Below are 24,782 nucleotides of genomic sequence, written 5' to 3' on the forward strand. Positions count from 1 at the left end.
GCTCGCGTCGCGCGACCCGCACCACGCCGTCCGTCGCCGCTCCGGCGGCCGACGCGGCTCCCGCTGCGTCCGCCCCGGCCGACGTCCCGGCAGACGCGAGCCCCGCGGCCGCCGACGCCGTGGCGGAGCCGGTGGTGGCAGAGCCCGCCCCGCGCGCCCGCGCGCCGCGCCGCGCCCAGGGTGGCGGCAAGAAGGCGAAGGCCCCGGCCGGCGACGCGCCGCTCGACGTCCTCTCCGAGTTCGGCCTCAGCGCACCGCCCGCCGCCGAGCAGGCCCCGGCCGCCACGGTGGCGCCCGACGCCGACGCCCTGCTGGGCGCGGCCGACGCGCCGCGCCGCGCGAAGCGCACCCGGGCGACGCGCACGACCGCGCAGGCTCCGGCCGTCGAGGCCGCGCCGGTCGCCGAGCCGGACGCCCCGGCCGCAGACACCGCGCCGTCCGGCGCGCCGACGACGGCCGAGCCCGTCGAGGCACCCGCCGCGAAGAAGCCCGCGCGCCGGTCGCGCCGCGCGACCTCCGCGGCAACGGCCCCGACCGCCGAGCCCGCAGCCCCGACCGCCGAGCCCGCAGTCCCGGCCGCCGAGGCTGCTGCCCCGGCGGTGGCCGACGCGCCGTCCGCCGCCGAGCCGACGCCCGCCGAGGCAGAGGCGCCGGCGTCCGCGGAACCCGCGAAGAAGCCGGCGCGCCGCTCGCGCCGCGCCACCTCGAAGCCTGCTGCCGAGGCGGCACCCGAGACGACCGCCGCGCCCGAGGCCCCGGCCGCTGCCGCGTCGTCGGCCCCGGCCGGCGGCCCGGCGTCGCCCGCCGCGACGGGAGCGGGGACCAGCACCCCGCGCCTCGCGACGACCGCCCTGCTCTTCCAGGCGCCCGACCCGGCCGCCGCGCCGCGCCGTCCGCGTCGCGCGCAGAGCCCGGCCGGGCCGCCGCGCCACGTCGAGCCCGCCGCCCCGGCACCCACAACGACGGAGCCGGTCGCGACGACGGAGCCGGTCGCGACGACGGAGCCGGTCGCGACGACGGAGCCGACGGCGACGCCCGAGCCCGCCACCGGGACCCGCGGCCGTCGCGGCCGCAGGGCCTCGGCGCCCGCGTCCCGCACGGCCGAGTCGCGCACGACCGAGTCGCAGACGGCTGAGCCGTCGACCCCCGTCGAGGAGCTCGCCGCCACCGAGCTCGTCCTCACGGGCGAGGACGCGGCCGCGGTCGAGGAGATCGAGGCCATCGAGTCCGAGCTCGTCGCCGAGGGCGTCGAGGTGCCCGAGGACGCGTTCGGGCCGGAGGACTTCGTCGAGCTCGACGAGGCGGAGGAGCCCGACGAGCAGCCTGCGACCGACGAGGCCGACGCCGACGCCGACTCCGGCCCGCGCCGCCGCCGCCGTCGTGGTGGCCGCGGGCGTCGCGGTCGTCCGGACGGGGGACGTGACCAGGACCGCGAGCAGGAGCGCGACCAGGACGAGGACGACGCCTCGCCGTCGGCGCAGGACGACGAGCCGGCCGACGCGGCCGCGCTGGCCGACGCCGAGGAGACCGACCACGAGGCCGGGGACGGGCAGGGCGAGGACGAGGCGGGCGGCAGCCGCCGCCGTCGCCGTCGTCGCCGCGGGAGCCGGGGCGAGGGCGAGACGACCACGACGCGCTCCCGCCCGCGCGAGCGCAGCCTGGCCGACGAGGTCACCGCGCTCAAGGGCTCCACGCGGCTCGAGGCCAAGCGCCAGCGCCGCCGCGAGGGCCGCGACGCGGGTCGTCGTCGCCAGATCATCACCGAGGCGGAGTTCCTCGCGCGCCGCGAGTCGGTCGAGCGGTCGATGGTCGTGCGCGAGCGCGGCGGCCGCACGCAGATCGCCGTGCTCGAGGACGGCGTGCTCGTCGAGCACTACGTCTCGCAGCAGTCGCAGGCGTCGATGGCGGGCAACGTGTACCTGGGCCGCGTCCAGAACGTGCTGCCCAGCATGGAGGCCGCGTTCATCGACGTCGGCAAGGGCCGCAACGCCGTCCTGTACGCGGGCGAGGTGAACTGGGACGCGGCCGGGCTCGAGGGTCAGCCGCGCCGCATCGAGCAGGCGCTCAAGTCGGGCGACTCCGTGCTCGTGCAGGTCACCAAGGACCCGATCGGGCACAAGGGCGCACGCCTCACGTCGCAGATCACGCTCGCAGGCCGCTACCTCGTGTTCGTCCCTGGCGGCGGCATGACCGGCATCAGCCGCAAGCTCCCCGACACCGAGCGCAACCGCCTGAAGAAGATCCTCAAGGAGGTCGTGCCCGACGGCGCGGGCGTCATCGTGCGCACCGCCGCCGAGGGCGCGAGCGAGGAGGAGCTGCGCGCCGACGTCGAGCGCCTGCGCGGCCAGTGGGAGGCCATCGAGAAGAAGTCGAAGAGCGCGTCGGCACCCGCCCTGCTCCAGGGCGAGCCGGACCTCGCGATCCGCGTCGTCCGCGACATCTTCAACGACGACTTCAGCTCGCTCGTCGTCGAGGGCGACGGGGCGTGGTCGGAGATCTCGACGTACGTCGAGGAGCTCGCGCCCGACCTGCGCGAGCGCGTCTCGAAGTGGACGGGCACGCAGGACGTCTTCACGGTGCACCGCGTCGACGAGCAGCTCGCCAAGGGCATGGACCGCAAGGTCTGGCTGCCCTCGGGCGGGTCGCTGGTCATCGACCGCACCGAGGCGATGACCGTCGTCGACGTCAACACCGGCAAGTTCACCGGCTCTGGCGGCACGCTCGAGGAGACGGTGACGCGCAACAACCTGGAGGCGGCCGAGGAGATCGTCCGCCAGCTCCGGCTGCGCGACATCGGCGGCATCATCGTCATCGACTTCATCGACATGGTGCTCGAGTCGAACCGCGACCTCGTGCTGCGCCGCCTCGTCGAGTGCTTGGGCCGGGACCGGACCAAGCACCAGGTCGCGGAGGTCACGTCGCTGGGCCTCGTCCAGATGACGCGCAAGCGCGTGGGTCAGGGCCTCGTCGAGGCGTTCAGCGAGACGTGCGAGCACTGCCACGGGCGCGGGTTCATCGTGCACACCGACCCGATCGAGAAGTCGGGCGGCAACCGCGGCGGCCACGACCACGGCAACCACGGCAACGGCAACGGGAACGCCGGGGGCAACGGGGGCGGCGGCGCCGCCGACGAGCCCGCCGAGGGCGGCCGCTCGCGGTCGCGCCGCAAGCGCGGTTCCGGCTCGGGCGCCTCGGCGCCGAAGGACACCGGGATCACCCTCCCGCAGCCCGCCGTCCCGGTCCTGCCGGAGGTCACGTCGGAGGCGCGGGCCGCGGTCAAGGCCACGCTCGCGACGATCGCGGCGGCCGCGGCGCACGCCCACGAGCACGACGGCGCCGAAGCACCGGCGGACGGCTCGGCGCCCACGGCGGGCGACGACAGCGGGTCGGAGCCCACCGAGAGCTGAGCGGTGCGGCAGGGGCGGGGGTCTGCGGACCCTCGCCCCTGCCGCGTCCCCGGGCGGTCTTCGTGCACGTCACCCGCACCTGGCATCATGCGCGCATGGGTTACGACCTCTCGGGCCGCCTCGTCGTCGGCGTCGCCTCGTCCGCACTGTTCGACCTCACCGAGTCCGACCGCGTGTTCCGCACGCAGGGGGAGGCGGCGTACCGCGACTTCCAGGAGCGCCACCGCGACGACGCGCTGGCCCCCGGCGTCGCCTTCGGGTTCGTGCGCCGCCTGCTCGCGCTCAACGACCTCGCGCCCTCCGCCGACGACCCGCTCGTCGAGGTCATCGTCATGTCCCGCAACTCCCCGGAGACCGGCCTGCGCGTCATGCGCTCCGTGCGGCACCACGACCTCGACATCACGCGCGCCGTCTTCCGCCAGGGGCGCAGCCCGCACGAGTTCATCCGTCCCCTGCACGTGGACCTCTTCCTCTCGGCCGACGAGCGCTCCGTACGCGACGCCGTCGACCTGGGCCTGCCCGCGGGGTACGTGCTCGACCCGACGTTCGCCGACGAGGAGGGCGACGAGCTGCGCATCGCGTTCGACTTCGACGGCGTCCTCGCCGACGACTCCTCGGAGCGCCGCTACCAGGACGGCGGGCTCGCGTCGTTCCGCGAGCACGAGGCGCTCAACGCCGACGTGCCGCTCGGCCGGGGGCCGCTGCGCGAGCTCCTCGTCGGCATCCACCGCGTGCAGGTCGTCGAGCGCGAGCGGCACGCGACCGACCCGTCCTACCGGCCGCGCGTGCACGTCTCGCTCGTCACGGCCCGCTCGGCCCCGGCGCACGAGCGCGCGGTCGCGACGCTCTCCTCGTGGGGCGTGACGGTCGACGACGCGTTCTTCCTCGGGGGCGTGGACAAGGGTGGCGTGCTCGAGGTGCTGCGGCCGCACATCTTCTTCGACGACCAGCGTGCCGTGGTCGAGGCGGCGCGCCGGGTCGCGCCGTCGGTCCACGTGCCGTACGGCGAGCTGAACCGCGGCGTCCTGCCGGCCGACCCGGCCCTCGACGCGCGGCCGACGCGTGCGGCCGACGTCGCGCCGCCCGCACCCGGTCGCCGGGAGGCAGCCACCCCGCCCGCGCCCGGCGCGTCGGCGGAGCGCGACGCGGACGACGAGCGGCCGGCCCACGACCCGGCGGGGGAGCGGCCGACGCCCGACCCGGCGGGCGAGCGCACCGCGGAGGGCGGCCGTGCGTCGGGCACCGGGACGCGCGAGCTCCCGCTCGTCCGGTCCGTCCCGGGGATCGGCGGGCCCGGGCTCGCCGGGATCGCGGCGGGGGTGTCGACGGCCGAGCCGACGCCCGCGCCCGAGGGGGAGAGGACGGCACCCGCTCCCGACGCCCGGGCCGACGCCGCGTCCCCGGCGGCGTCCGGCGACGAGCAGGTCGACGCACCGACCGACGCGGGTACCCCCGCCCCGTCCGGCACGACGCTCCTCAGCCGCCGGGACGCGCGGCCCGGCGCCCCCGACCGCGTCTCCGTCCTCGGCCCCGCCGGGGAGCCGAAGCCGCTGCCCGTCCGGCCGTCGTCGAACGGCGGCGCGCGCCACCACTGAGCCGGTGGTTCACTGCTCGCATGAGCGACGCGGCACGCCCGGGCGTCCCCGGGACCGTTCCCGGGGGCGCTGACGCAGCGCTCCGGACGCCCCGCCCCGGCGGGCGCGTCGAGGTCGTGTGCGGCCCGATGTTCGCCGGCAAGACGGAGGAGCTCCTGCGCCGGGTCCGGCGCGCGGAGGTCGCGGGGCGCCGCGTCGAGGTGGTCGGGCACGTCCTCGACACCCGGCGCGGCACTGGCACGGTGAGCTCGCACTCGGGTCTCGCGATCCCCTCGCGCACCGCCCGCGACGCGCACGACCTCGAGCGGATCGTCCGCGGCGCCGGGCCGCTCGACCTGGTCGCCGTCGACGAGGCGCACTTCTTCGGGCCGGAGCTCGTCGACGTCGTCCAGCGGCTCGCCGACGACGGGCTCGTCGTGGTCGTCGCCGGGCTCGACGTCACGTTCGACGGGCGGCCCTTCGAACCCCTGCCCGCGCTCGCCGCGCTCGCCGAGCGGGTCGACAAGCTCACGGCGGTGTGCGCCGTGTGCGGCGAGGACGCCGCGTTCCACGTGCGCGTCGTCCGGGAGCCGGAGCCCGACGGCCGCGGGGCCGGCGACCCGCTCGCGCCGGTCGCCGCGCACGTGGGCGGCGCCGAGAGCTACGAGGCGCGCTGCCGGGCGCACCTGCCAGGAGCCCCGTGGCGCCGTCAGGACTGTGGCGAGGCCGGTCCCGCCGGGTCCTCGACGAGCGGGACGAACGAGTAGGAGCCGTGCTCGCTCACCCGCACCCCGTCCGGGGCGTCGGGGTCGCGCACGACGACGAGCATCGTGTGCCGCACGGGGACGACCAGGCGCCCGCCGGGCACGAGCTGGTCGACGAGGGCGCGGGGGAGGGCCTCGGCGGCGGCGGACACGAGCACCCGGTCGTACTGCTCGCCCGGCGTGCCGAGGACGCCGGGCGTCGCGAGGACGAGGCGCGCCCACGGCGCGCGCACCGCGGCGAGGTTCGCCGCGCCCCACGCGGCGAGGTCGGCGTGGCGCTCGACGCCCAGCACGCGTCCCGTCGGGCCGACGAGCCGGGCGAGCAGCGCCGTCGTCCAGCCCGACCCGGCGCCGACGTCGAGCACCCGGGCGCCCGGGACGACGTCGAGCAGGCGCAGCATCGCGGCCACCGTCGACGGCTGCGAGCTGGTCTGGCCGTGGCCGATGGCGAGCGGTCGGTCCTGCGCGGCCCAGCGCCGCTGCGCGCGGGGGAGGAAGCCGCGGCGGTCGACCGTGCGCATCGCCGCGGCGACGGCGTCGTCCCGGCGCTCGGCGTCGGGCGGGACCGCGGGGCGCATGCGACCACCTCCACGGCCAGCGTAGGCACGACGGCCTACCCGCGCGCCCGGGTGAGCCGAACCGGGAGCCCCGAGCGGGAGGCGCCCGGTGGCGCGGCCGCGGGGACGGCGGGATGCTCGACGGGTGCGCGGGCGCATCGGTGCGCCCGCCCTGGACCGGGGAGCCGGCATGAGCGGAACGGTGGCACGGATCACGCACATCAGCGCGCGGTCGGACACGAGCTTCGAGGACGCCGTGCGGATCGGCGTCGAGCGCGCCGCGAGCACGCTGCGCAACGTCTCGGGCGCGTGGGTCAAGGAGCAGAAGGTCGACGTGGCCGACGGCCGCATCACGGCCTGGCAGGTCGTGCTGGAGGTCACGTTCGTCCTCGAGTAGGGTCGGCCGGCGGCCTCGTCGCGCGGAGGCGCCGCCGTCCGCGGTCCTCGGTGCGACACCTGCCACGCGCCCCGGAGCGGTCGCCCGCGCCGGGGTCCGTGCGCGCCATTTGACCAGGACGCCCTGCGGTCCGTAATCTTGGACGTCGGCGCGCCCAGGCGCGCCGGTCCCGTGTGCCCACGGACGACTCGCACTCGCACGCCGCGGCGTGGTCGGAGTCTCCAAGACGAACTCGCCGTGACGAGCACGCCAAGACTAGGAGAGATGAGCAGCAACGTGGTGTACGCGATCGTCAAGGCCGGTGGCCGTCAGGAGAAGGTTTCCGTCGGCGACATCGTCGTGGTGGACCGGGTGTCCGCCAAGGCCGGTGAGTCCCTCGAGCTGCCCGCTCTCCTGCTGGTGGACGGGGAGAAGGTGACCACCGACGCGGCGAAGCTCGCGAAGGTCAAGGTCACCGCCGAGGTCGTGCGGGACGAGAAGGGTCCGAAGATCACGATCCTGCGGTACAAGAACAAGACCGGTTACCGCCGTCGTCAGGGTCACCGTCAGCAGCTGACCCGCCTCAAGGTCACCGGCATCAAGTGATCTCGCCCGGCGCGAGCTAGCGGCCCCGAGCCGCGCCGCGCCGACGGCACCCTCCCTCAGCAGACCAGCACGAAAGCAGGTTCGTCATGGCACACAAGAAGGGCGCGAGCTCCTCGCGCAACGGTCGCGACTCCAACGCCCAGCGCCTCGGCGTGAAGCGCTTCGGCGGGCAGGTCGTCAAGTCGGGCGAGATCATCGTCCGCCAGCGCGGCACCCACTTCCACCCCGGTGAGAACGTCGGCCGCGGCAAGGACGACACGCTGTTCGCCCTGGCCGCCGGCGCGGTCCAGTTCGGCACCCGTCGCGGCCGCAAGGTCGTCGACATCGTCTCCGCCGAGGGCTGAGCGACAGCCACAGAGGCTTCGAGCAGGAGGGGCGCACCGACGCGGTGCGCCCCTCCTGCCGTTTCCGGCGCCCGTCCCCACGGGCGGCACCACCCGCCGCGACCGCGGCACCGCACGACCCACCTCTGAGAGGATCCCTCCATGGCCAGCTTCGTCGACCGTGTCGTCCTGCACGTCTCCGGCGGCGACGGGGGGAACGGGTGCGCCTCGGTCCGGCGCGAGAAGTTCAAGCCGCTCGCCGGCCCCGACGGCGGCAACGGAGGTGACGGCGGCACCGTCCGCCTCGTCGTCGACTCCCAGACCACGACGCTCCTCGAGTACCACCACTCGCCGCACCGCCACGCGACGTCGGGCACCCAAGGCATGGGTGACGACCGCGACGGCGCCAACGGCGAGGACCTCGTCCTGCGCGTCCCGGACGGCACGGTCGTCAAGTCCCCCGACGGCACGGTGCTCGCCGACCTCGTCGGCGAAGGTGCCGAGTACGTCGTGGCCGAGGGCGGCCGCGGCGGTCTCGGCAACGCGGCGCTCTCGTCCCCGCGCCGCAAGGCACCGGGCTTCGCCCTGCTCGGCGAGCCGGGCGAGGAGCGGGACGTCGTCCTCGAGCTGAAGACCATCGCGGACGTCGCGCTCGTCGGGTACCCGAGCGCGGGCAAGTCGTCGCTCGTCGCCGCCATCTCCGCGGCGCGGCCCAAGATCGCCGACTACCCGTTCACGACGCTCGTGCCCAACCTGGGCGTCGTGCAGGCCGGCTCGGCGCGCTTCACCGTCGCGGACGTCCCGGGCCTCATCCCGGGCGCGAGCGAGGGCAAGGGCCTCGGCCTGGAGTTCCTGCGCCACATCGAGCGCACCGCGGTGATCGTGCACGTGCTCGACTGCGCGACGCTCGAGCCCGGCCGGGACCCGATCAGCGACCTCGACGTCATCGAGGCCGAGCTCGCCGCCTACGCGCAGGACCTCGAGATCGAGGGCGGGCGGGTGCCGCTCACCGAGCGTCCGCGCCTCGTCGTCCTCAACAAGATCGACGTCCCCGAGGCGCGCGACCTGGCCGAGCTCGTCAAGCCGGACCTCGAGGCGCGCGGCCTGCGGGTGTTCGAGATCTCGACCGCGAGCCACGAGGGCCTGCGCCCGCTGACGTACGCGCTCGGGGAGCTCGTGGAGAAGGCGCGCGCCGAGGCGCCCGCCCCCGAGCCGACGCGCGTCGTGCTGCGGCCGCGCGCGGTCGACGAGGCCGGGTTCACGGTCAAGCGCAAGGGCGGGGCGACCGACTACTGGTTCGAGGTGCGCGGCGCCAAGCCGGAGCGCTGGGTGCGCCAGACGGACTTCTCCAACGACGAGGCCGTGGGCTACCTCGCGGACCGTCTCGCGCGCCTGGGCGTCGAGGAGAAGCTGTTCGAGGCGGGCGCCGTCGCGGGCGACGAGGTGCGCATCGGCAGCGACGTCAACGCGGTCGTCTTCGACTGGGAGCCGACGCTCATGTCGGGCTCCGAGCTGCTCGGCGGCCCGCGCGGCTCCGACAACCGCCTCGACGAGAGCCTGCGCCCGACGCGCTCCGAGAAGCGGCGCGAGCACCACGAGCGCATGGATGCCAAGGCGGAGGCGCGGCGCGAGCTGTGGACCGAGCGCCAGGCCGGCACCTGGACGGACCCCGAGTCCGACTGACCCCGGCGTCGTCCGAGCCGACGAGGGCCCGGCTCCCGTGGGGACCGGGCCCTCGGCCGTGCCCGGGACGTCCTCGGCGCGGCCCGGGAGCGGGCCGGTCCCGGGCGCAGGCGTCCTGGTCCGTGAAATCGTGCGCGGCCGCGGCCCTCCGGCGGCGATGATGGGCGCGTGAACGCGCTGTCCTCCCGCTCCGAGATCGCCTCCGCCCGCCGCGTGGTCGTGAAGATCGGCTCGTCGTCGCTCACGGGCGCCGACGGCCACCTCGACCTCGCGGCCCTGCGGGCGCTCGTCGACGTCCTCGCGGCCCGACGCGCGGACGGCGGCCAGGTCGTGCTGGTCACGTCGGGCGCCATCGCCGCCGGGATCGGCCCTCTCGGTCTCGCGACCCGACCGCGCGACCTCGCGACGGCGCAGGCCGCGGCGTCGGTCGGGCAGGGCATGCTCGTCGCCCGGTACGCCGAGGCGTTCGCGGCGCACGGGCTGCGCGTCGGGCAGGTGCTGCTCACCGCGGAGGACACGGTGCGTCGCGGGCACTACCGCAACGCCCAGCGCTCGCTCGAGCGCCTGCTCGACCTCGGCGTCGTGCCCGTCGTCAACGAGAACGACGCCGTCGCGACCGACGAGATCCGCTTCGGCGACAACGACCGGCTCGCCGCGCTCGTCTCCCACCTCGTGCGGGCCGACGCCATGGTCCTGCTCACGGACGTCGACGGCCTGTACGACGGCCCGCCGTCGCGCCCGGGCGCGCGCAGGATCGCCGAGGTGCGCTCGCCGGCCGACATCGAGGGCGTCGAGGTGACGGGACGGGGGAGCGCGGTCGGCACGGGCGGCATGCTCACCAAGCTCGAGTCGGTCTCCATCGCGACCGGCACGGGCATCCCCGTGGTGCTCACCAAGGCGCAGCACGCCGCCGCCGCGCTCGCCGGCGAGCCCGTCGGGACCTGGTTCGCCGCGACGGGCAGGCGGACGACGCGCCGTCGGCTCTGGCTCGCGCACGCCGCCCGCACGCGCGGCCGCCTCGTGCTGGACGACGGCGCGGTGCGGGCCGTGCAGGGTGGGCGCGCCTCGCTGCTGCCCGCGGGGATCACCGCGGTCGAGGGGGAGTTCGACGCCGGCGACCCGGTCGAGCTCGTCACGTCCGACGGGCGCGTGGTCGCCCGCGGCCTGGTCGCGTTCGAGTCGCGCGACATCCCGGACCTCCTCGGCCGGTCGACCACGGAGCTGCGGGCCGAGCTCGGCCAGGGCTACGACCGCGAGGTCGTGCACCGCGACGACCTCGTCCTCGTGCGGCGGCGCGCGCGCTGACCGCGGCCCGGACGACGCTCCCGGCGCGACGGCCGCCGACGTAGGCTCGGACCATGACCACCACCGAGGACGCGCCCGTCGTCGCGGGCGCCGCCGAGCCCGGGACCGCCGGTCCTGCCGCAGCCGCGACCGACACTCCGACCGACGCTCCGACCGACGTCGCGGCGGCCGTCGAGGACGTCGCGCGCCGCGCCAAGGTCGCGTCGCGCACGCTCGCGACGGCGACCCGCGCGACGAAGGACGCCGCGCTCCTCGCGCTCGCCGACGCGCTCGTCGCGGCGACCGACGAGATCGTGGCCGCGAACGCCGTCGACCTGGAGCGTGAGCGCGCGAACGGCATGAGCGAGGGGCTGCTCGACCGGCTCGCGCTCGACGCGCAGCGCGTCGCCGCGATCGCCGACGCGCTGCGCGCGCTCGCGGGCCTGCCGGACCCGGTGGGGGAGGTCGTGCGCGGCTCGACCCTGCCGAACGGCCTGCGCCTGCGCCAGCTGCGCGTGCCCATGGGCGTCGTCGGCATGATCTACGAGGCGCGCCCCAACGTGACGGTCGACGCCGCGGGACTCGCGCTCAAGAGCGGCAACGCGGTGATCCTGCGCGGCGGGTCCGCGGCGGCGAGCTCCAACGAGGTGATCGTCGGCGTGCTGGCCCGTGCGCTCGAGGCGCAGGGGCTGCCCGGCGACCTCGTGCAGTCGATCGACCGGCACGGGCGCCCGGGCGCCGTCGCGCTCATGCACGCGCGGGGTCTCGTCGACGTCCTCGTCCCGCGCGGCGGGGCGGACCTCATCCGCACCGTCGTGCGCGAGTCGACCGTCCCCGTCATCGAGACCGGGGTCGGCAACGTCCACGTGTACGTCGACGCGAGCGCGGACCGGGCCATGGCGCTCGAGATCCTCCTCAACGCCAAGACGCAGCGCGTGGGCGTCTGCAACGCCGCGGAGACGCTCCTCGTCCACGCGGAGGCCGCCCCCGAGTTCCTCCCCGCCGCGCTCGCCGCGCTCACCGAGGCGGGCGTCGTCGTGCACGGCGACGACCGCACGGCCGGCCTCGCGCCCGCGGGCACCGACGTGCTCGTGGCCACGGACGAGGACTGGGCGACCGAGTATCTCGCGCCCGAGATCGCCGTGCGCGTCGTCGACGACCTCGACGCCGCCATCGAGCACGTGCGGACCTGGACGTCGGGCCACACCGAGGCCATCGTCACGCGCGACCTCGCGGCGTCCGAGCGCTTCGTCGCCGAGCTCGACTCGGCCGCCATCATGGTCAACGCCTCGACCCGCTTCACCGACGGCGGCCAGTTCGGCCTCGGGGCGGAGATCGGCATCTCGACCCAGAAGCTCCACGCGCGCGGCCCCATGGGCCTCGCGGAGCTCACGACGACGAAGTGGGTCGTGCACGGGGACGGCCACGTCCGCCCCTGACCCACGGCCCCCGGCGGGTACCTGATACCCGCCGGACGAGGTCCCCGGACGGTCGTGAGAGACTGGTCGGCGACCGGCGCCCGTCCGGTCCGCCGTCGGGCCGGTCCCGGCGGGCGTACCGTTCCATCGCACCACCCCGGCCCGCGGCACGTGCCCGTCCGGCCCGGGGACGACCTTCGAGGAGGACGTCGTGATCTCTGCCGTCGTGCTGGCCGCCGAGGAAGGCGCCGAGGCCGCGTCGCACCTGCCCATCCCGCCGCTCGCGTACGGGCTGCTCGGGTTCGGCGGGCTCGTGGCCCTGCTGCTCGTGACCTACGCGTTCCGCAGCGTCGGCACGCGGCACTGACCCGCCCCGGACGACGGAAGCGCCCGCGACCGATGACGCGTCGATGAGCCCGCGCCGGCCCCGCCTGGGGGTGATGGGTGGCACGTTCGACCCCATCCACCACGGCCACCTGGTCGCCGCGAGCGAGGCCGCGGCGCGGTTCGACCTCGACGAGGTCGTCTTCGTCCCCACGGGCAAGCCGTCGTTCAAGCAGCACCAGACCGTCAGCCCGGCCGAGCACCGCTACCTCATGACCGTCATCGCGACCGCGTCGAACCCGCGGTTCACGGTGAGCCGTGTGGACGTGGACCGGCCCGGGCTGACCTACACGGTCGACACGCTGCGCGACCTGCGGGCCGCGCGACCGGACGCCGAGCTGTTCTTCATCACGGGTGCGGACGCCGTCGAGCAGATCCTCACCTGGAAGGATGCCGACGAGCTCTGGAAGATGGCACACTTCGTGGCTGTCTCCCGCCCGGGTCACCAGCTGAGCGTCGAGGGCCTGCCTCCGGGCGTGGTCACGACGCTCGAGGTCCCCGCCCTCGCGATCTCGTCGACGGACTGCCGTCGGCGCGCGGAGGCCGGGCAGCCGGTGTGGTACCTGGTTCCGGACGGCGTGGTCCAGTACATCGCCAAGCACGGTTTGTATCGAGGTCAGCACGATGAGTGACAACGGCAGCAACATGCAGCCCGTCCGCCCGCTCACCCGGCGCGAGATGCGCGAGCGCGAGCAGGCGGCCGCCGCCGAGCGGTCCGCGCAGAGCGCCGCGCCCCCGCCCGCCCCGGCACCGGGTGCGGGCGGCTGGCAGCAGCCGGCGCGCCCGGCCGCGCCGTCCGGCCCGCCGCCGTCGCGCCGCACCCTGCGCGAGACGACCGGCCCGGCAGAGCACCCGGCACAGCCGTCGGTCGTGCGACCCCCGGCCGCCTCGGGCGGCATGCGCGGCCTGGACGAGACCGGGCGCCTCACGCCGGTCCAGGAGACGGCCGAGCGCGTCGCGATCCGCCCCCCGGCCCCGACGCCCGTCGTGCCCACGCGCACGTCCTCGCGTCCGCCCGCCGCGACCCCGCGGCCCCCGGTGCCGGGTGCGTCCGGCCCCGTGCGCCCCGCGACGCCGTCGGCTCCGGTCGGCGGTCTCGCCGCGGGCGCGGGCACCGCGCGTCCCGAGGCGACGCAGCCGCCGCGCCTCTCGGCGTTCGCGGCTCCGCCCACCAGCCCTGCCCCGCCCGGCACGCCCGCGCCGGCTCCGGCGACCTCCCCCTGGGCGGGGACGCGCGCGCCTGCCCCCGAGCGCGCGCCCGCGCCTGCGCCGCCCGCCGAGGCGGGCGGCGCGGCCCTGCCGTGGTCCGCGATCACGGCAGGCTCCGCGCCCGAGCCCGCGAGCGCGGAACGCGAGCAGACGTCGCCCTTCGGCGGCGTGCGGGAGTCCGCACCCGCTCCCGCCGGCGGCTCGGACGAGCTCTTCCCCCGCGTGCGCGGTCGTGCCGCCGAGCCCGAGGAGTCGGACGACGACGACCTCGAGGACGAGCGGCGGGGCCCGTCGTACACGTGGCTGCACTACCTGATCCTCGTCGCCGTCGCGTTCGTCCTCGGCCTGCTCGTCTGGACGCTCGTGTCCCGCGACGACCCGGGCCTGGCCGTGGAGGACGCGAGCGCCTCGGCCGCCGCCGTGCGGACGTGGGACGACCCCGGCACCCTCGACACCGGCCGCTGACCGGCCGCACCACGAACGGAGACACGTGACCGCCACCGACCGAGCCCTCGAGCTCGCCGTCATCGCCGCCCGGGCGGCGTCCGACCGCAAGGCCGAGGAGATCATCGCGCTCGACGTGAGCGAGCAGCTCGTCCTCACCGACGTGTTCCTCATCGCCTCGGGGTCGAGCGAGCGCCAGGTCTCGGCGATCGTCGACGCCGTCGAGGAGGCCATGCACAAGGCCGGGTCCAAGCCGATCCGCCGCGAGGGCAAGCAGGAGGCCCGCTGGGTTCTGCTCGACTTCGGGGACGTCGTCGTGCACGTGCAGCACGCCGAGGACCGCGTGTACTACGCGCTGGAGCGGCTGTGGAAGGACTGCCCGGTCGTCGAGCTGCCGGAGGACGCGCGCGGCGGTGACGGCACGGCCGACGACACCGACGACACCACGCGCGGCGACGGCGCCATCCGCCTCTCGGGGGAGCCCCTGGCGTGACCGCCGGCACGCTCGTCCTCCTGCGCCACGGTCGCACCGCGTACAACGCGACGATGCGCCTGCAGGGGCAGGTCGACATCCCGCTCGACGCCGTCGGGCGGTGGCAGGCGGAGCAGGGCGCGAAGGCCCTCGCGAGCGCGCACCGCGCGACGCGCGTCGTCGCGTCCGACCTCGTGCGCGCCGCCGACACCGCGCGCGCGTACGCGGCGGCGATCGGCGCGGACGTCACGTACGACCCCCGGCTGCGCGAGCGCGGCTTCGGGGAGTGGGAGGGCCTCACAGGCCCGGAGATTGCCGAGCGCTGGCCCGAGGAGTACGCGGCGTGGCGCCAGGGCGAGGAGCCCGTGCGCGCGGGTGCGGAGTCCAAGGCCGACGTCGCGGCGCGCCTCGTCGCGTCCGTGACCGAGCACGTGGAGTCCCTGGAGCGGGACGACACGCTCGTCGTCGTCTCGCACGGCGCCGCGATCACGCTCGCGGTCACCGCGCTGCTCGGCCTGGACCCGGAGGGCTGGCGCGGGATCTCCGGGCTGCACAACGTCCACTGGTCCCACCTGCACCGCTCGGCGCCCGCCGCGACGCCCGCGTGGCGCCTCGTGGCGCACAACGTCGGGGCCGGGTTCCCGCTCGACGAGTGGAACGCGGGACCGGATTGGAATCTGGAGCCGGTTTCTGCGTAGACTAGCGACGCTCCGCAGGACGGGAAACCGGCCGGAGGAGTGCATGACCTGGATCTTCACGGATCCACGGGGCTGTGGCGCAGCTGGTAGCGCACCTGCATGGCATGCAGGGGGTCAGGGGTTCGAGTCCCCTCAGCTCCACCCGTAGAGCCGGACGGGAGCACGCACCATCGAGAGATGGGCGGGCTCCCGTCCGGCTTTTCTGCGTCCTGCGCCGCCCGGTGCTCGCCGGTGGAGGCCGCGGGTCTTGGCGCGGCCTGCCGCGCCTGCCACGCTGGTGCGGTGCGACGGCGCTCCGCCCGTCGCGCGGGTACCCGGGGGAGGGCACGCGATGAGGCCACTGCGCTACGCGATCAACGTCACGCTCGACGGCTGCTGCCACCACGAGGCGGGACTGCCGCCCGACGAGGAGTCGATGCGGTTCTGGACCGAGGAGACGGAGCGCGCGGACGCGCTGCTGTTCGGGCGGGTCACCTACCAGATGATGGAGGCGGCGTGGCGCCGTCCGGCGTCGGGCGCGTGGCCGGACTGGATGGGGGAGCGGGACGTCCCGTTCGCGGAGGCGATCGACGGGGCGAGGAAGCACGTGGTGTCGAGCACGCTGCGCGAGGTCGACTGGAACGCCGAGCTCGTCGAGGGCGACCTGGGTGACGCGGTGCGGCGGCTCAAGGAGCAGCCGGGCGGGTCGCTGTTCGTCGGTGGCGTGACGCTGCCGCTCGCGCTCGCGGACCTCGGGCTGATCGACGAGTACGCGTTCCTCGTGCAGCCGGTCCTGGCAGGGCACGGGCCGACGCTGCTGTCGGGGTTGCGCGAGCGCATCACGCTCGAGCTGGTGGACCGGCAGGAGCTGCGCTCGGGCGCCGTCGCGGTGCGGTACCGGCCCGCGACGGGCGTGCCGTGAGCCGGGACGACGACGCCCGGCGCGGCAGGTGCCGGCCGGGCGCTCGTGCGGGAGGAGCGGGGACTACGACGTGCTGACGTGCACGTGGTCGAAGTGGTTGGCGGTCGCGCCGCCGCGGTCCTCCATGCCGGACCACGCGCTCGCCGGGTCGCCGGCCATCCAGATCTTCTGCTGGTAGATGAGGTAGGTGATGCCGAGCGAGCCCGCGTTGGCCTGCAGGTAGCGCGCGATGTCCCAGCCGGTCTCGCCGCTGATCATGATGTCGACGGCGCGGCCCGTGCCGTGGTCGCCGTCGTCGCCGGGGCGGATGCCGCCGAACGTGGTGACCTGGGGGAAGTTCGCGCACACGGAGCGGTAGACGGCGCGCGCGTTGGCGCGCAGCGACGACTCGATCCCGGTGCTCACGGAGCACGCGGCGTCCGAGACGCCGCCGGCGCTCGACCCCCCGGCCGCGGCGGCGGCGACCTGGGGCGCCTCGGGCTGCGACTGCGCGAGGAAGCTCGACTTGATCCACGCGGCCGCGCCGTCCCAGACGATCTGGCTCCAGTCGCCCTCGGTGACGCCCGTGACGTCGACGGCGGCGCCGAACTCGGTGGTCGCGACGCGCTCGGCGTCCGGGGACGGCGCGGAGCGCACGTTGACGGCCTCGGTGGTCCAGAGCTGGCCGGTCACGGGCGGCAGGGGCGGGGGCGTCGGGGCGGCCTGGGCGGCCGGCACGACGGCGATCTCCGCCGCGGTCTCGACGACCGGGGGCTCCTGGGGCGCCGTGGGCGGCGCGACGCGCTCGGACGAGCGGCTGGCGGCTCCCGTGCCGCGTTCCACGCTCGCGCCGGCGGTGGGCTCGACGCTCAGCGGAGCGAGGTCGGGGTTGCCCTCGGCGGGCTGGGGGCCCGCACCCACGGCACCCGCGCCGAGCAGCGTGACGAGCGCCAGCGCGGGGAGCTTGAGCGACCGGACCGGCAGCGTCGGCAGGGCCGGGAGCCGGAAGGAGCGCGCGGTGGCGGGGGCTGCGCTGTGGCGGCCTCGGGACATGGTGCGCTCCGGTTCTTCGTGGGTAGGACGCGCCAATGTAACCAAACCGTGATCTGAGAAGTCCAGTCGGACATCCCGCGCAGCGCGCGCGTTCGACTCATGAGCGGCAGCGCTGAGTCGTATGCGCCGCAGTCGTTGGACGGGCGAGGGGCGGGTTCCTACGCTGGAAGCATGACCGTTCCCTCTGTACCGACCGTGACGCTCAACTCCGGTCACACCATCCCGCAGCTCGGCTTCGGCGTCTTCCTCGTGCCGCCGGACGAGGCCGAGAAGGCCGTCAGCGAGGCCCTCGAGGTCGGCTACCGCCACATCGACACGGCGGCGATCTACCGCAACGAGGAGGGCGTCGGCGCCGCCATCGCGAAGAGCGGGATTCCCCGCGACGAGCTCTTCGTCACCACGAAGCTCTGGAACGACCGCCAGTCGGGCGAGCAGCCGCACGACGCGATCCGCGAGAGCCTCGACAAGCTCGGCCTCGACCACGTCGACCTGTACCTCACGCACTGGCCCGCGCCCGAGCAGGACCAGTACACGAACGCGTGGGCGAAGCTCGTCGAGATCCGCGACGCGGGCCTCGCGCGCTCGATCGGCGTCTCCAACCACCTGCCCGAGCACCTCGACCGGATCGTCGCCGACACGGGCGTCGTGCCCGCCGTCGACCAGATCGAGCTGCACCCGGCCTACCAGCAGCGCGACGTGCTCGCCTGGGCCGACGCGAACGGCACGAAGATCGAGGCCTGGGGTCCGCTCGGCCAGGGCAAGTACCCGCTCTTCGAGAAGCAGGCCGTCGTCGACGCCGCGGCCGCCCACGGCGTGACGCCCGCCCAGGCGGTGCTGCGCTGGCACCTGCAGCGCGGCTTCATCGTCTTCCCGAAGTCGTCCCGCAAGGAGCGCATGGTGGAGAACTTCGACCTCTTCGGGTTCGAGCTCACCGCCGACGAGGTCGCCGCGATCGACGCCCTCGACACGGGTGACGGCTCGGGTCGCGTGAGCGCCCACCCGTCCGAGGTCAACTGACCCGGTCGCCCGCGGCCTCCCGCGAGGCAGCACGCACGACGAGGGGCGCCGTCCGGTCGGACGGCGCCCCTCGTCGTGCGCAGGTGGGAGGTCGGCTCAGCCGCACTCGTCGCAGATGCCCGTGGCGGGCAGGACCGTGAAGCACGTGGGGCACACGGCCGGCGGCTTCTCCGGCTCCGCGGAGCGGGCCGTCGTGCGGCGCGGTGTGCGCGTCGCGGGCGCGGCCTTCGCCGTGGCCCGACGTGCGGGTGCGGGCGCCGCGGGGGCGGCACCGGGCACGTCGAACCCGCGCTTGCGCAGCAGGTCCGCGACGCCGACGGGGCTGCTGCGGAACTCCTCGGCGGTCGCGACGCGGCCGGTCGCGTACCGGTGCGCGACGCCGAGGATCGCCTGCGCGTCGTAGACGCGGTCCTCGTGGACGAGCGGGGTGCCGGGGGACGCGGTGAACCCGTAGACCCCGAGGAACGCGTCCCGGCCCCGGTCGTCCCAGTCCGCGAGGGCCTGGAGGATGTGCTGCCGGGTCACTGCCGAGAAGGTTGCCACGGCACGAGCCTAGACCGCCCCGCGGGACCCCTCGGACGACGAGCGCGTGACCTTCCGCACGCGCTCGTGCCGGGCCCTGGACGCCCGTGGATCAGGGGACGGTGTACCCCGCGGCGCGGAACATCTCGTACCACTCGGCACGGGTGAGCGGGACCTCCGAACCGAGCGCGGCGCCGGCGACCCGGTCGGGGCTCGTCGTGCCGAGCACGACCTGCATCCGCGCCGGGTGGCGCGTGATCCACGCGGTCGCGATCGCGATGGGCGGCACGTCGTACCGGGCGGCGAGGCGGTCGATCACGGCGTTGAGCTCGGGGTACTTCTCGGATCCCAGGAACACGCCCGTGAAGAACCCCGCCTGGAACGGGGACCACGCCTGGACGGCGATGTCGTGCAGGCGGCAGTAGTCGAGGGTCCCGCTGTCACGGCTGACGGACTGGTCGAGGGCCTGCATGTTCGCCGCGACGCCCTGCGCGACGAGCGGGGCGTGCGTGACGGAGAGCTGGAGCTGGTTCGCGACGATCGGCTGCTCGACGTAACGGCGCAGCAGCTCGATCTGGCCCGGTGTGTGGTTCGAGACCCCGAACGCCCGCACCTTGCCCGCGGCGTGCAGGTCGGAGAACGCGCGCGCGACCTCCTCGGGCTCGACGAGGGCGTCGGGGCGGTGCAGCAGCAGGATGTCGAGGTAGTCGGTGCGCAGGGCCTCGAGCGAGCCCTCGACGGACGCGACGAGGTGCTCGTACGAGAAGTCGAAGTACGGGCCCTCGGGCACGATGCCGGCCTTGGACTGGATGACCCACTCCGCACGCTCGGCGGGGGAGAGGTCGAGCGCCTCGGCGAAGCGACGCTCGCAGCCGTGGAGCTCGGAGCCGTACACGTCGGCGTGGTCGAGGAACGTGATGCCGGCGTCCCGTGCGGTGCGCACGAGGGTGCGGACCTCGTCGTCGGTCTTGTCCTGGATGCGCATGAGGCCGAGCACGACGTTCGGGACGACGATGTCGGTGCCGGTCAGGGTGAAGGTCTTCATCGGTGGAGCTCCTTCGTGGGGTGGGCGGGTCGGGTGCACGACCTCGGTGTCCGGGATCCGAGAGTGCGCCGCTGCAGAGGGGTCGTTCCCACGGGTCGGGGGTAGGAAGGGCGTCGTCCGCCCGCGGGCGGGGTGCCGGACGACCCGAGCGAGGCCGGTCGGCCGCGACGGCTCGAGCCTAGGAAGCGATAACCTAGAAGTCCAACAACTAGTGTTTGTCAAATAGAGAACTGTGAGTGGTCAATGGATCTTCGTCAGATGGAGTACCTCGTCGCGCTCGCGGACGAACGCCAGTTCACCCGCGCCGCCCAGCTCGTCGGAGTCTCGCAGTCGGGGCTCTCCGCCGCGGTCCGCAGCCTGGAGGAGGAGCTCGGCGCGAGCCTGTTCACGCGCACGACGCGGCGCGTCGAGCCCACCGAGGCCGGTCTCGCGCTGCTCCCGTACGCACGCTCCATGCTCGCGCAGGCTGCCGCCGCCCGCGACGCGGTCGTCCGGGCCACGCGCGCGCTGTCCGGCTCGCTGCGCGTCGGCTCGGAGCAGTGCCTCGGCGTCCTCGACGTGACCGCCCTGCTCGAGCGCTTCCACCGCCGCTACCCGCAGGTGGAGATCCACTTCGCGCAGGCGGGCTCGCACGACCTCCTCGCGCGCGTCCGCGAGGGCGACCTCGACGTCGCGTTCGTCGCGACCACCGAGCACCTGGGGCCGCTGTCCCAGACGGTCCTGGGCAGCGAGCCGCTCGTGCTCGTGTGCGCGCCCGAGCACCCGCTCGCCGGGAGGGGCCGGGTCGAGTGGTCCGACCTCTCGGGCCAGGAGTTCGTCGACTTCGACCCCTCGTGGGGCGCGCGGCCGGTCAACGACGCGACGTGCGCCGCGCACGGCGTCCACCGGCGCGTGCGGTGCTCGGTCAATGACGTGCACACGCTCCTCGAGCTCGTCGACCGGGGGCTCGGCATCGCGCTCGTGCCGCGCCACGTCGCGGGCAAGCCGGAGGCCGAGCGCCTCGTCACGCTCGCGCTGCCGGAGGGCGGTGCGCCGAGCTGGGTCGTCTCCGTCGTCACGGGGCGCTGGGACCGCGGCGCCTCGGCCGCGCCGCAGCTCCTGGAGCTCCTCGCGGACGCCCCCGCGTGCCGCGGCGTCGACGTCTCCCGGCCCGACGCGGCCGCGCTGCGCGCGGGCGTCGAAGCGCCGAGCCCTGCCGTCGAGGTGCCGAGCCCTGCCGTCGAGGCCGTGGCGGAGGCCCGGTGACCGCCCCCGCGGGCACCGACGCACCGCTCTTCCCGCTGCGCAGCGTCGTCCTCGGCGCGTTCCTGCCCACGCTCGTCCTCGAGATCGGCGTGGGGGCCATGCTGCCGGTCGTCGCCGTCACGGCCACGGGACGGGGCGCGAGCCTCACGGTCGCCGGGCTCGTGGCCGCGCTCGTGCCGATCGGCAAGATCCTCTTCGACCTTCCCGCCGGGGCGCTCGCCCAGCGCCTCGGCGACCGTGCGGCCATGCTGCTCTCCGGGGGCGTCGCGGCGTTCGCCTTCGCGACGATCGCGCTCACCCCCAGCCTGTGGGGCCTCGCGGCGGGGGTCCTCGCGCTCGGTGCGTCGACCGCGGTCTTCAACCTCGCCCGCCAGGCGTACCTCACCGAGATCACGCCCCCGCTGCGCCGGGCCCGCGTCCTGTCGACGCTCGCGGGCGTGCACCGGATCGGGCTGTTCCTCGGCCCGTTCGCGGGCGCGGCGGTCATCGCCGCGACCGACGTGCGCGGCGCCTACTGGCTCGGGACGGGCGCCGCCCTCACCGCGGTGGTGGTGCTCGCCGTCGTGCGGCCGGACCCCGCGGAGGCCGGGCGTGCTCGACTGCGCGGCGCGCGGGCCGTGCCGCGGGTCGGCATCGCCCGCGTGGCGCGCGACCACCGCCACCTGTTCGCGACGCTCGGCGTGGCGATCCTCCTGGTGAGCGCGGTCCGTGGGGCCCGGCAGACCGTCATCCCCCTGTGGGGCGAGCACCTGGGGCTCGACGCCGAGGTGACGTCGCTGATCTTCGGCGTCTCCGGTGCGCTCGACATGCTGCTCTTCTACCCGGCGGGCAAGGTCATGGACCGGTTCGGGCGCCTGTGGGTCGCCGTGCCGTCCATGCTCACGATGGCCGTCGGTCTCGCGGTGCTGCCGCTCGCGCACACCGCCCCCGCGCTCGCGGTCGTCGCGGCCGTGCTCGGGGTCGGGAACGGCATGGGCTCGGGCATCGTCATGACGCTCGGCGCCGACGTCGCGCCCGCGGACGTGCGCCCGACCTTCCTCAGCGTGTGGCGCCTGTTCCAGGACACCGGTGACGCCCTCGGCCCGCTCGTGCTGTCGGCCGGTGCGGCGCTGGGGTCGCTCGCCGCGGGCGTCTGGGCGACGGCGGCGCTCGGCGCCGGCTCCGCGGCCGCGCTCGCACGGTGGGTACCGCGCCACTCGCCGCTCGCGAACCTCGTCCGACGTCGCTAGTCCGGGCCGCCCTCGGGCGCGGTGGGGCCCCGGGCCGGGCCGCGCGACGGCCCGGCTCAGACGAGCGTGAGGACGCCCAGCACCCCGACGGCGATGGCGAGCACGAGCGAGACGGCGATGAGCACGACGTGCACGGTGAGGAAGCGCGTCGCGCGGCCGTCGGCGTCGCGCGAGCGGGGGTCCTTGGCGATGCGCTGGAGGAAGCGCGGCCAGATGAGCAGGTTCCAGGCGGCCGTGACGAGCAGGACCACGGACCAGACGACGGGGATCTCCACGTCCCGAGCATGCCAGGAGGCGTCGGGTGCCTCGGCCGGGGCGGCCGCGGGCAGCGTGTGGGATCCAGCACATCGACGCAGGCGTGAGGTGAGGCTAACCTCTCTCGTGGTCGACGCGCTCGCGGGGCCGCCGTTCCGCCCGGGGAGCCGGGCGTCGCAGAGGAGCCGCCGGTGTCCGTCAAGACCGTCAAGCCCCAGGACGCGCACGTCGTCACGCTGAGCGTCGTCGGGCGCGAGCGGGTCAGTCCGAACGTCGTGCGGGTCACGCTCGGGGGAGACGAGCTGGACCTCTTCACCCCGCTGGGGTTCGACCAGTGGTTCCGGCTCTTCCTCCCGCGCGAGGACCAGGACGCGCTGCGGCTGCCGACCCGCGCGTCGGGCCTCTGGTACGTCCAGTACCTCGCCACGCCGAAGGCGCGCCGCCCGTGGGTGCGGAACTACACCGTGCGCGCCGTGCGCCCGGGCCTGCGCGAGCTGGACGTGGACTTCGTCGTGCACGGCGACGCGGGGCCCGCGTCCTCGTTCGCGCTGTCCGCCGAGCCGGGGGACCGCGTGGGCCTGCTCGACCAGGGGATCGGCTACCACCCGCGCGTCCCGCACGACTGGACGCTCCTCGTCGCCGACGAGACCGGGCTGCCCGCGGTCGCGGGGATCTGCGAGTCCCTGCCCGACGACGCGCGCGGCCTCGCGGTGGTCGAGGTCCCCGAGGCGGCGGACGCGCAGGAGTTCCGCGTGCCCGCGGGCGTCGAGCTACGCTGGCTGGCGCGCGACGGCGCACGGCCCGCGCGCGGCGGCGACCACGACCTGCTGCCGGGTCGCCTCGCGCTCGACGCCGTACGGTCGGCCGACCTGCCCGCCGGTCCCGGCTACGCGTACGCGGTCGGGGAGTCGGCGCTCGCCACGGGCGTGCGCCGCCACCTGGTCAACGACCGGGGCGTGCCGAAGGCGCACGTCGACTTCGTCGGGTACTGGCGCCACGGGCACGCGGCGTCCGCCTGACGCGCCCCGCGCGCGTCGTCGGGCGCGGGGCGTCGTGCGGCGGGTCGTCGTGCAGCAGGGGAGGGTCGGTCAGACCCGGCGGAGCTGGCGGAACATCGGGCAGTCGAACGGGTCGCGCGCCGAGAGCCCGACGCGGTTGAGGTACCGGACGACGATCGCGTAGGACTGCACGAGGCTCGTCTCCGTGTACGGCAGGCCGAGGTGCGCGCAGTGCTCGCGCACGATCTCGCGGGCCCGCGCGAGGTGCGGGCGCGGCATGCTCGGGAACAGGTGGTGCTCGATCTGGAAGTTGAGCCCGCCCATGAGGATGTTCATCCACCACCCGCCGCGGATGTTCCGCGAGGTGAGGACCTGCTTGGACAGGAAGTCGATCTTGCTGTCGGCGGGGATGATCGCCATGCCCTTGTGGTTGGGGGCGAACGACGCCCCCATGTAGACGCCGAAGACGGCGAGCTGGACGCCCAGGAAGGCGGCTGCGAGGCCGAGCGGCAGGAACCAGACGACCGCCCCGACGTAGAGCGACAGGCGCAGCGTGATGGTGACGATCTCGATGACGCGCGTGCGGACGTCGCCGCGCGCGCGGCCGCCGGCGAGGAGCGAGCGGAACGCCTGCACGTGCAGGTTCACGCCCTCGAGCGTGAGGAGCGGGAAGAACAGCCAGCCCTGGTAGCGGTTGATGACCGCCCGGAAGCCCTTCGCGACCTCCGCGTCCTCCTCGAGGAACACGACGACGTCGGGCGCGATGTCCGGGTCCTTGCCGCGGCGGTTCGGGTTCGCGTGGTGGCGCGTGTGCTTGTTCATCCACCACGAGTGGCTGATGCCGACGACGCCGTTGGCCAGCACCTTCCCGAGGCGGTCGTTCGCCGGGCCGGACGCGAAGACCTGGCGGTGCGACGCCTCGTGCGCGACGAACGCGAACTGGGTGAGGATCAGGCCGAGCGCCCCGGCGACGAGGAGCTGGAACCACGAGTCGCCCAGGAGGACGAACCCGGCGACAGCGCCGCCGAGCGCGAGCGTGAGGACCCCGAGGGTCCACAGGTAGTAGGCGTGCGTGCGGTGGAGCAGGCCCGCGTCGCGCACCGTGCGCGACAGTGCGCTGTAGGTGCTGGTGACGGCACCGGGCTCGTCGGTCCGAGGGCGGGTGGCCCGGAAGCCCGGGCGCACTGCGGCAGAGGTCATGTGTCCTCGCAGGGGTGTCGGTGTCGACTTCCCAGCCGCGGAGGTGAGCAGGTGCTCGTCGTGCAGATGACCCCACCCTACGGGACCGTAGGTTGCGCGCGCGAGGGGGCCGGGTGAAGGAGTCGCGAAGGAGCGACAC

Annotated in this window: 25 protein-coding genes and 1 tRNA gene; 20 read left to right on the top strand and 6 right to left on the bottom strand. The window is 75.3% G+C overall.

The window, feature by feature from the left end; translation table 11 throughout:
• The 3 genes from ACPCUX_RS02960 to ACPCUX_RS02970 form a co-directional block, all read left to right on the top strand.
• A partial coding sequence (locus ACPCUX_RS02960) for an Rne/Rng family ribonuclease (RefSeq protein WP_423388135.1) occupies window positions 1-3,407 on the top strand: 3,407 nt, incomplete at its 5' end.
• A gap of 95 nt (window positions 3,408-3,502) precedes the next feature.
• On the top strand, window positions 3,503-5,002 hold the full coding sequence (locus ACPCUX_RS02965) for a 5'-nucleotidase (RefSeq protein ID WP_423388136.1): 1,500 nt from the start codon (window positions 3,503-3,505) through the stop codon (window positions 5,000-5,002).
• A 20-nt stretch (window positions 5,003-5,022) separates the two neighbouring features.
• Window positions 5,023-5,748: a thymidine kinase gene (locus tag ACPCUX_RS02970; protein WP_423388137.1), complete on the top strand. Its 726-nt coding sequence runs from the start codon at window positions 5,023-5,025 to the stop codon at window positions 5,746-5,748.
• Here ACPCUX_RS02970 and ACPCUX_RS02975 read toward each other — a convergent pair.
• On the bottom strand, window positions 5,691-6,323 hold the full coding sequence (locus ACPCUX_RS02975; RefSeq protein WP_085387663.1) for a protein-L-isoaspartate O-methyltransferase family protein: 633 nt from the start codon (window positions 6,321-6,323) through the stop codon (window positions 5,691-5,693). The genes ACPCUX_RS02970 and ACPCUX_RS02975 overlap by 58 nt on opposite strands.
• A 169-nt stretch (window positions 6,324-6,492) precedes the next feature.
• Here ACPCUX_RS02975 and ACPCUX_RS02980 point away from each other — a divergent pair, with 169 nt between their 5' ends.
• From ACPCUX_RS02980 to ACPCUX_RS03040, 13 genes are all read left to right on the top strand, one after another.
• Window positions 6,493-6,699 carry a dodecin family protein gene (locus ACPCUX_RS02980; RefSeq protein ID WP_021482381.1) on the top strand — a complete coding sequence of 69 codons (207 nt, stop codon included), beginning with the start codon at window positions 6,493-6,495 and terminating at the stop codon, window positions 6,697-6,699.
• Between the two features lie 276 nt (window positions 6,700-6,975).
• Window positions 6,976-7,284, top strand: a complete 309-nt coding sequence (rplU, locus tag ACPCUX_RS02985) for a 50S ribosomal protein L21 (protein WP_198285668.1) — start codon at window positions 6,976-6,978, stop codon at window positions 7,282-7,284.
• 86 nt (window positions 7,285-7,370) lie between these two features.
• The gene (gene rpmA, locus ACPCUX_RS02990) at window positions 7,371-7,628 is read left to right on the top strand and encodes a 50S ribosomal protein L27 (RefSeq protein ID WP_021482383.1); all 258 of its coding nucleotides are present in this window, start codon (window positions 7,371-7,373) and stop codon (window positions 7,626-7,628) included.
• A 141-nt stretch (window positions 7,629-7,769) separates the two neighbouring features.
• Window positions 7,770-9,290, top strand: a complete 1,521-nt coding sequence (gene obgE / locus ACPCUX_RS02995) for a GTPase ObgE (protein WP_423388138.1) — start codon at window positions 7,770-7,772, stop codon at window positions 9,288-9,290.
• Window positions 9,291-9,467: 177 nt separating this feature from the next.
• A complete protein-coding gene (gene proB / locus ACPCUX_RS03000; RefSeq protein WP_034651801.1) occupies window positions 9,468-10,595 on the top strand; it encodes a glutamate 5-kinase in 1,128 nt (375 codons plus the stop codon).
• Window positions 10,596-10,648: 53 nt separating this feature from the next.
• Window positions 10,649-12,013, top strand: coding sequence for a glutamate-5-semialdehyde dehydrogenase (locus ACPCUX_RS03005; protein ID WP_423388139.1), 1,365 nt, complete (start codon window positions 10,649-10,651; stop codon window positions 12,011-12,013).
• 190 nt (window positions 12,014-12,203) lie between these two features.
• Window positions 12,204-12,359, top strand: coding sequence for a hypothetical protein (locus tag ACPCUX_RS03010; protein ID WP_021483496.1), 156 nt, complete (start codon window positions 12,204-12,206; stop codon window positions 12,357-12,359).
• 43 nt (window positions 12,360-12,402) lie between these two features.
• Window positions 12,403-13,008 carry a nicotinate-nucleotide adenylyltransferase gene (gene nadD, locus ACPCUX_RS03015; protein ID WP_031316993.1) on the top strand — a complete coding sequence of 202 codons (606 nt, stop codon included), beginning with the start codon at window positions 12,403-12,405 and terminating at the stop codon, window positions 13,006-13,008.
• Window positions 13,001-14,050 carry a hypothetical protein gene (locus ACPCUX_RS03020; RefSeq protein WP_423388140.1) on the top strand — a complete coding sequence of 350 codons (1,050 nt, stop codon included), beginning with the start codon at window positions 13,001-13,003 and terminating at the stop codon, window positions 14,048-14,050. Before nadD ends, ACPCUX_RS03020 begins: the two co-directional genes overlap by 8 nt.
• A gap of 25 nt (window positions 14,051-14,075) precedes the next feature.
• Window positions 14,076-14,522: a ribosome silencing factor gene (gene rsfS / locus ACPCUX_RS03025; protein ID WP_021482244.1), complete on the top strand. Its 447-nt coding sequence runs from the start codon at window positions 14,076-14,078 to the stop codon at window positions 14,520-14,522.
• Window positions 14,519-15,199, top strand: coding sequence for a histidine phosphatase family protein (locus tag ACPCUX_RS03030; protein ID WP_194217070.1), 681 nt, complete (start codon window positions 14,519-14,521; stop codon window positions 15,197-15,199). Before rsfS ends, ACPCUX_RS03030 begins: the two co-directional genes overlap by 4 nt.
• Window positions 15,200-15,267: 68 nt before the next feature.
• A tRNA-Ala gene (locus tag ACPCUX_RS03035) sits at window positions 15,268-15,340 on the top strand.
• 190 nt (window positions 15,341-15,530) lie between these two features.
• Window positions 15,531-16,100 (top strand): dihydrofolate reductase family protein, encoded by a 570-nt coding sequence (locus ACPCUX_RS03040; RefSeq protein ID WP_354805458.1) that lies wholly within the window; start codon window positions 15,531-15,533, stop codon window positions 16,098-16,100.
• Window positions 16,101-16,163: 63 nt separating this feature from the next.
• Here the strand turns inward: ACPCUX_RS03040 and ACPCUX_RS03045 are convergent, their stop codons facing one another.
• Window positions 16,164-17,132, bottom strand: a complete 969-nt coding sequence (locus ACPCUX_RS03045) for an SH3 domain-containing protein (protein WP_051028408.1) — start codon at window positions 17,130-17,132, stop codon at window positions 16,164-16,166.
• Between the two features lie 171 nt (window positions 17,133-17,303).
• On the opposite strand from ACPCUX_RS03045, the gene ACPCUX_RS03050 reads away from it, so the two are divergent.
• A complete protein-coding gene (locus ACPCUX_RS03050; RefSeq protein ID WP_034651123.1) occupies window positions 17,304-18,149 on the top strand; it encodes an aldo/keto reductase in 846 nt (281 codons plus the stop codon).
• A 96-nt stretch (window positions 18,150-18,245) separates the two neighbouring features.
• On the opposite strand, the gene ACPCUX_RS03055 is transcribed toward ACPCUX_RS03050, so the two are convergent.
• Both ACPCUX_RS03055 and ACPCUX_RS03060 read right to left on the bottom strand, forming a co-directional pair.
• On the bottom strand, window positions 18,246-18,692 hold the full coding sequence (locus ACPCUX_RS03055; protein ID WP_085387669.1) for a hypothetical protein: 447 nt from the start codon (window positions 18,690-18,692) through the stop codon (window positions 18,246-18,248).
• Window positions 18,693-18,783: 91 nt separating this feature from the next.
• The gene (locus tag ACPCUX_RS03060; protein ID WP_076405611.1) at window positions 18,784-19,716 is read right to left on the bottom strand and encodes an aldo/keto reductase; all 933 of its coding nucleotides are present in this window, start codon (window positions 19,714-19,716) and stop codon (window positions 18,784-18,786) included.
• Window positions 19,717-19,959: 243 nt separating this feature from the next.
• On the opposite strand from ACPCUX_RS03060, the gene ACPCUX_RS03065 reads away from it, so the two are divergent.
• Window positions 19,960-20,961, top strand: a complete 1,002-nt coding sequence (locus ACPCUX_RS03065) for a LysR family transcriptional regulator (RefSeq protein ID WP_083711899.1) — start codon at window positions 19,960-19,962, stop codon at window positions 20,959-20,961.
• Complete coding sequence (locus tag ACPCUX_RS03070) at window positions 20,958-22,190, top strand: MFS transporter (protein WP_423388141.1); 1,233 nt, start codon at window positions 20,958-20,960, stop codon at window positions 22,188-22,190. Before ACPCUX_RS03065 ends, ACPCUX_RS03070 begins: the two co-directional genes overlap by 4 nt.
• Window positions 22,191-22,246: 56 nt before the next feature.
• On the opposite strand, the gene ACPCUX_RS03075 is transcribed toward ACPCUX_RS03070, so the two are convergent.
• Window positions 22,247-22,465, bottom strand: a complete 219-nt coding sequence (locus tag ACPCUX_RS03075) for an SCO4848 family membrane protein (RefSeq protein ID WP_034651114.1) — start codon at window positions 22,463-22,465, stop codon at window positions 22,247-22,249.
• 171 nt (window positions 22,466-22,636) lie between these two features.
• Between ACPCUX_RS03075 and ACPCUX_RS03080 the strand changes: the two genes are divergently transcribed.
• Window positions 22,637-23,464, top strand: a complete 828-nt coding sequence (locus ACPCUX_RS03080) for a siderophore-interacting protein (protein WP_423388142.1) — start codon at window positions 22,637-22,639, stop codon at window positions 23,462-23,464.
• A 69-nt stretch (window positions 23,465-23,533) separates the two neighbouring features.
• On the opposite strand, the gene ACPCUX_RS03085 is transcribed toward ACPCUX_RS03080, so the two are convergent.
• Entirely contained in the window at window positions 23,534-24,643 is a 1,110-nt protein-coding gene (locus ACPCUX_RS03085) for a fatty acid desaturase family protein (protein WP_034651111.1), read from the bottom strand.
• Between the last annotated feature and the right edge of the window lie 139 nt (window positions 24,644-24,782).

The organism is Cellulosimicrobium sp. AB352 (assembly GCF_049538415.1).
Taxonomy (GTDB): Bacteria; Actinomycetota; Actinomycetes; order Actinomycetales; family Cellulomonadaceae; genus Cellulosimicrobium; species Cellulosimicrobium funkei.

Coding starts and splice junctions, on each gene's coding strand:
- ACPCUX_RS02965 (WP_423388136.1), top strand. CDS start 3,503: ATGGGTTACGACCTCTCGGGCCGCCTCGTCGTCGGCGTCGCCTCGTCC.
- ACPCUX_RS02970 (WP_423388137.1), top strand. CDS start 5,023: ATGAGCGACGCGGCACGCCCGGGCGTCCCCGGGACCGTTCCCGGGGGC.
- ACPCUX_RS02975 (WP_085387663.1), bottom strand. CDS start 6,323: ATGCGCCCCGCGGTCCCGCCCGACGCCGAGCGCCGGGACGACGCCGTC.
- ACPCUX_RS02980 (WP_021482381.1), top strand. CDS start 6,493: ATGAGCGGAACGGTGGCACGGATCACGCACATCAGCGCGCGGTCGGAC.
- rpmA (WP_021482383.1), top strand. CDS start 7,371: ATGGCACACAAGAAGGGCGCGAGCTCCTCGCGCAACGGTCGCGACTCC.
- obgE (WP_423388138.1), top strand. CDS start 7,770: ATGGCCAGCTTCGTCGACCGTGTCGTCCTGCACGTCTCCGGCGGCGAC.
- ACPCUX_RS03005 (WP_423388139.1), top strand. CDS start 10,649: ATGACCACCACCGAGGACGCGCCCGTCGTCGCGGGCGCCGCCGAGCCC.
- nadD (WP_031316993.1), top strand. CDS start 12,403: ATGAGCCCGCGCCGGCCCCGCCTGGGGGTGATGGGTGGCACGTTCGAC.
- ACPCUX_RS03020 (WP_423388140.1), top strand. CDS start 13,001: ATGAGTGACAACGGCAGCAACATGCAGCCCGTCCGCCCGCTCACCCGG.
- ACPCUX_RS03040 (WP_354805458.1), top strand. CDS start 15,531: ATGAGGCCACTGCGCTACGCGATCAACGTCACGCTCGACGGCTGCTGC.
- ACPCUX_RS03045 (WP_051028408.1), bottom strand. CDS start 17,132: ATGTCCCGAGGCCGCCACAGCGCAGCCCCCGCCACCGCGCGCTCCTTC.
- ACPCUX_RS03050 (WP_034651123.1), top strand. CDS start 17,304: ATGACCGTTCCCTCTGTACCGACCGTGACGCTCAACTCCGGTCACACC.
- ACPCUX_RS03060 (WP_076405611.1), bottom strand. CDS start 19,716: ATGAAGACCTTCACCCTGACCGGCACCGACATCGTCGTCCCGAACGTC.
- ACPCUX_RS03065 (WP_083711899.1), top strand. CDS start 19,960: ATGGATCTTCGTCAGATGGAGTACCTCGTCGCGCTCGCGGACGAACGC.
- ACPCUX_RS03085 (WP_034651111.1), bottom strand. CDS start 24,643: ATGACCTCTGCCGCAGTGCGCCCGGGCTTCCGGGCCACCCGCCCTCGG.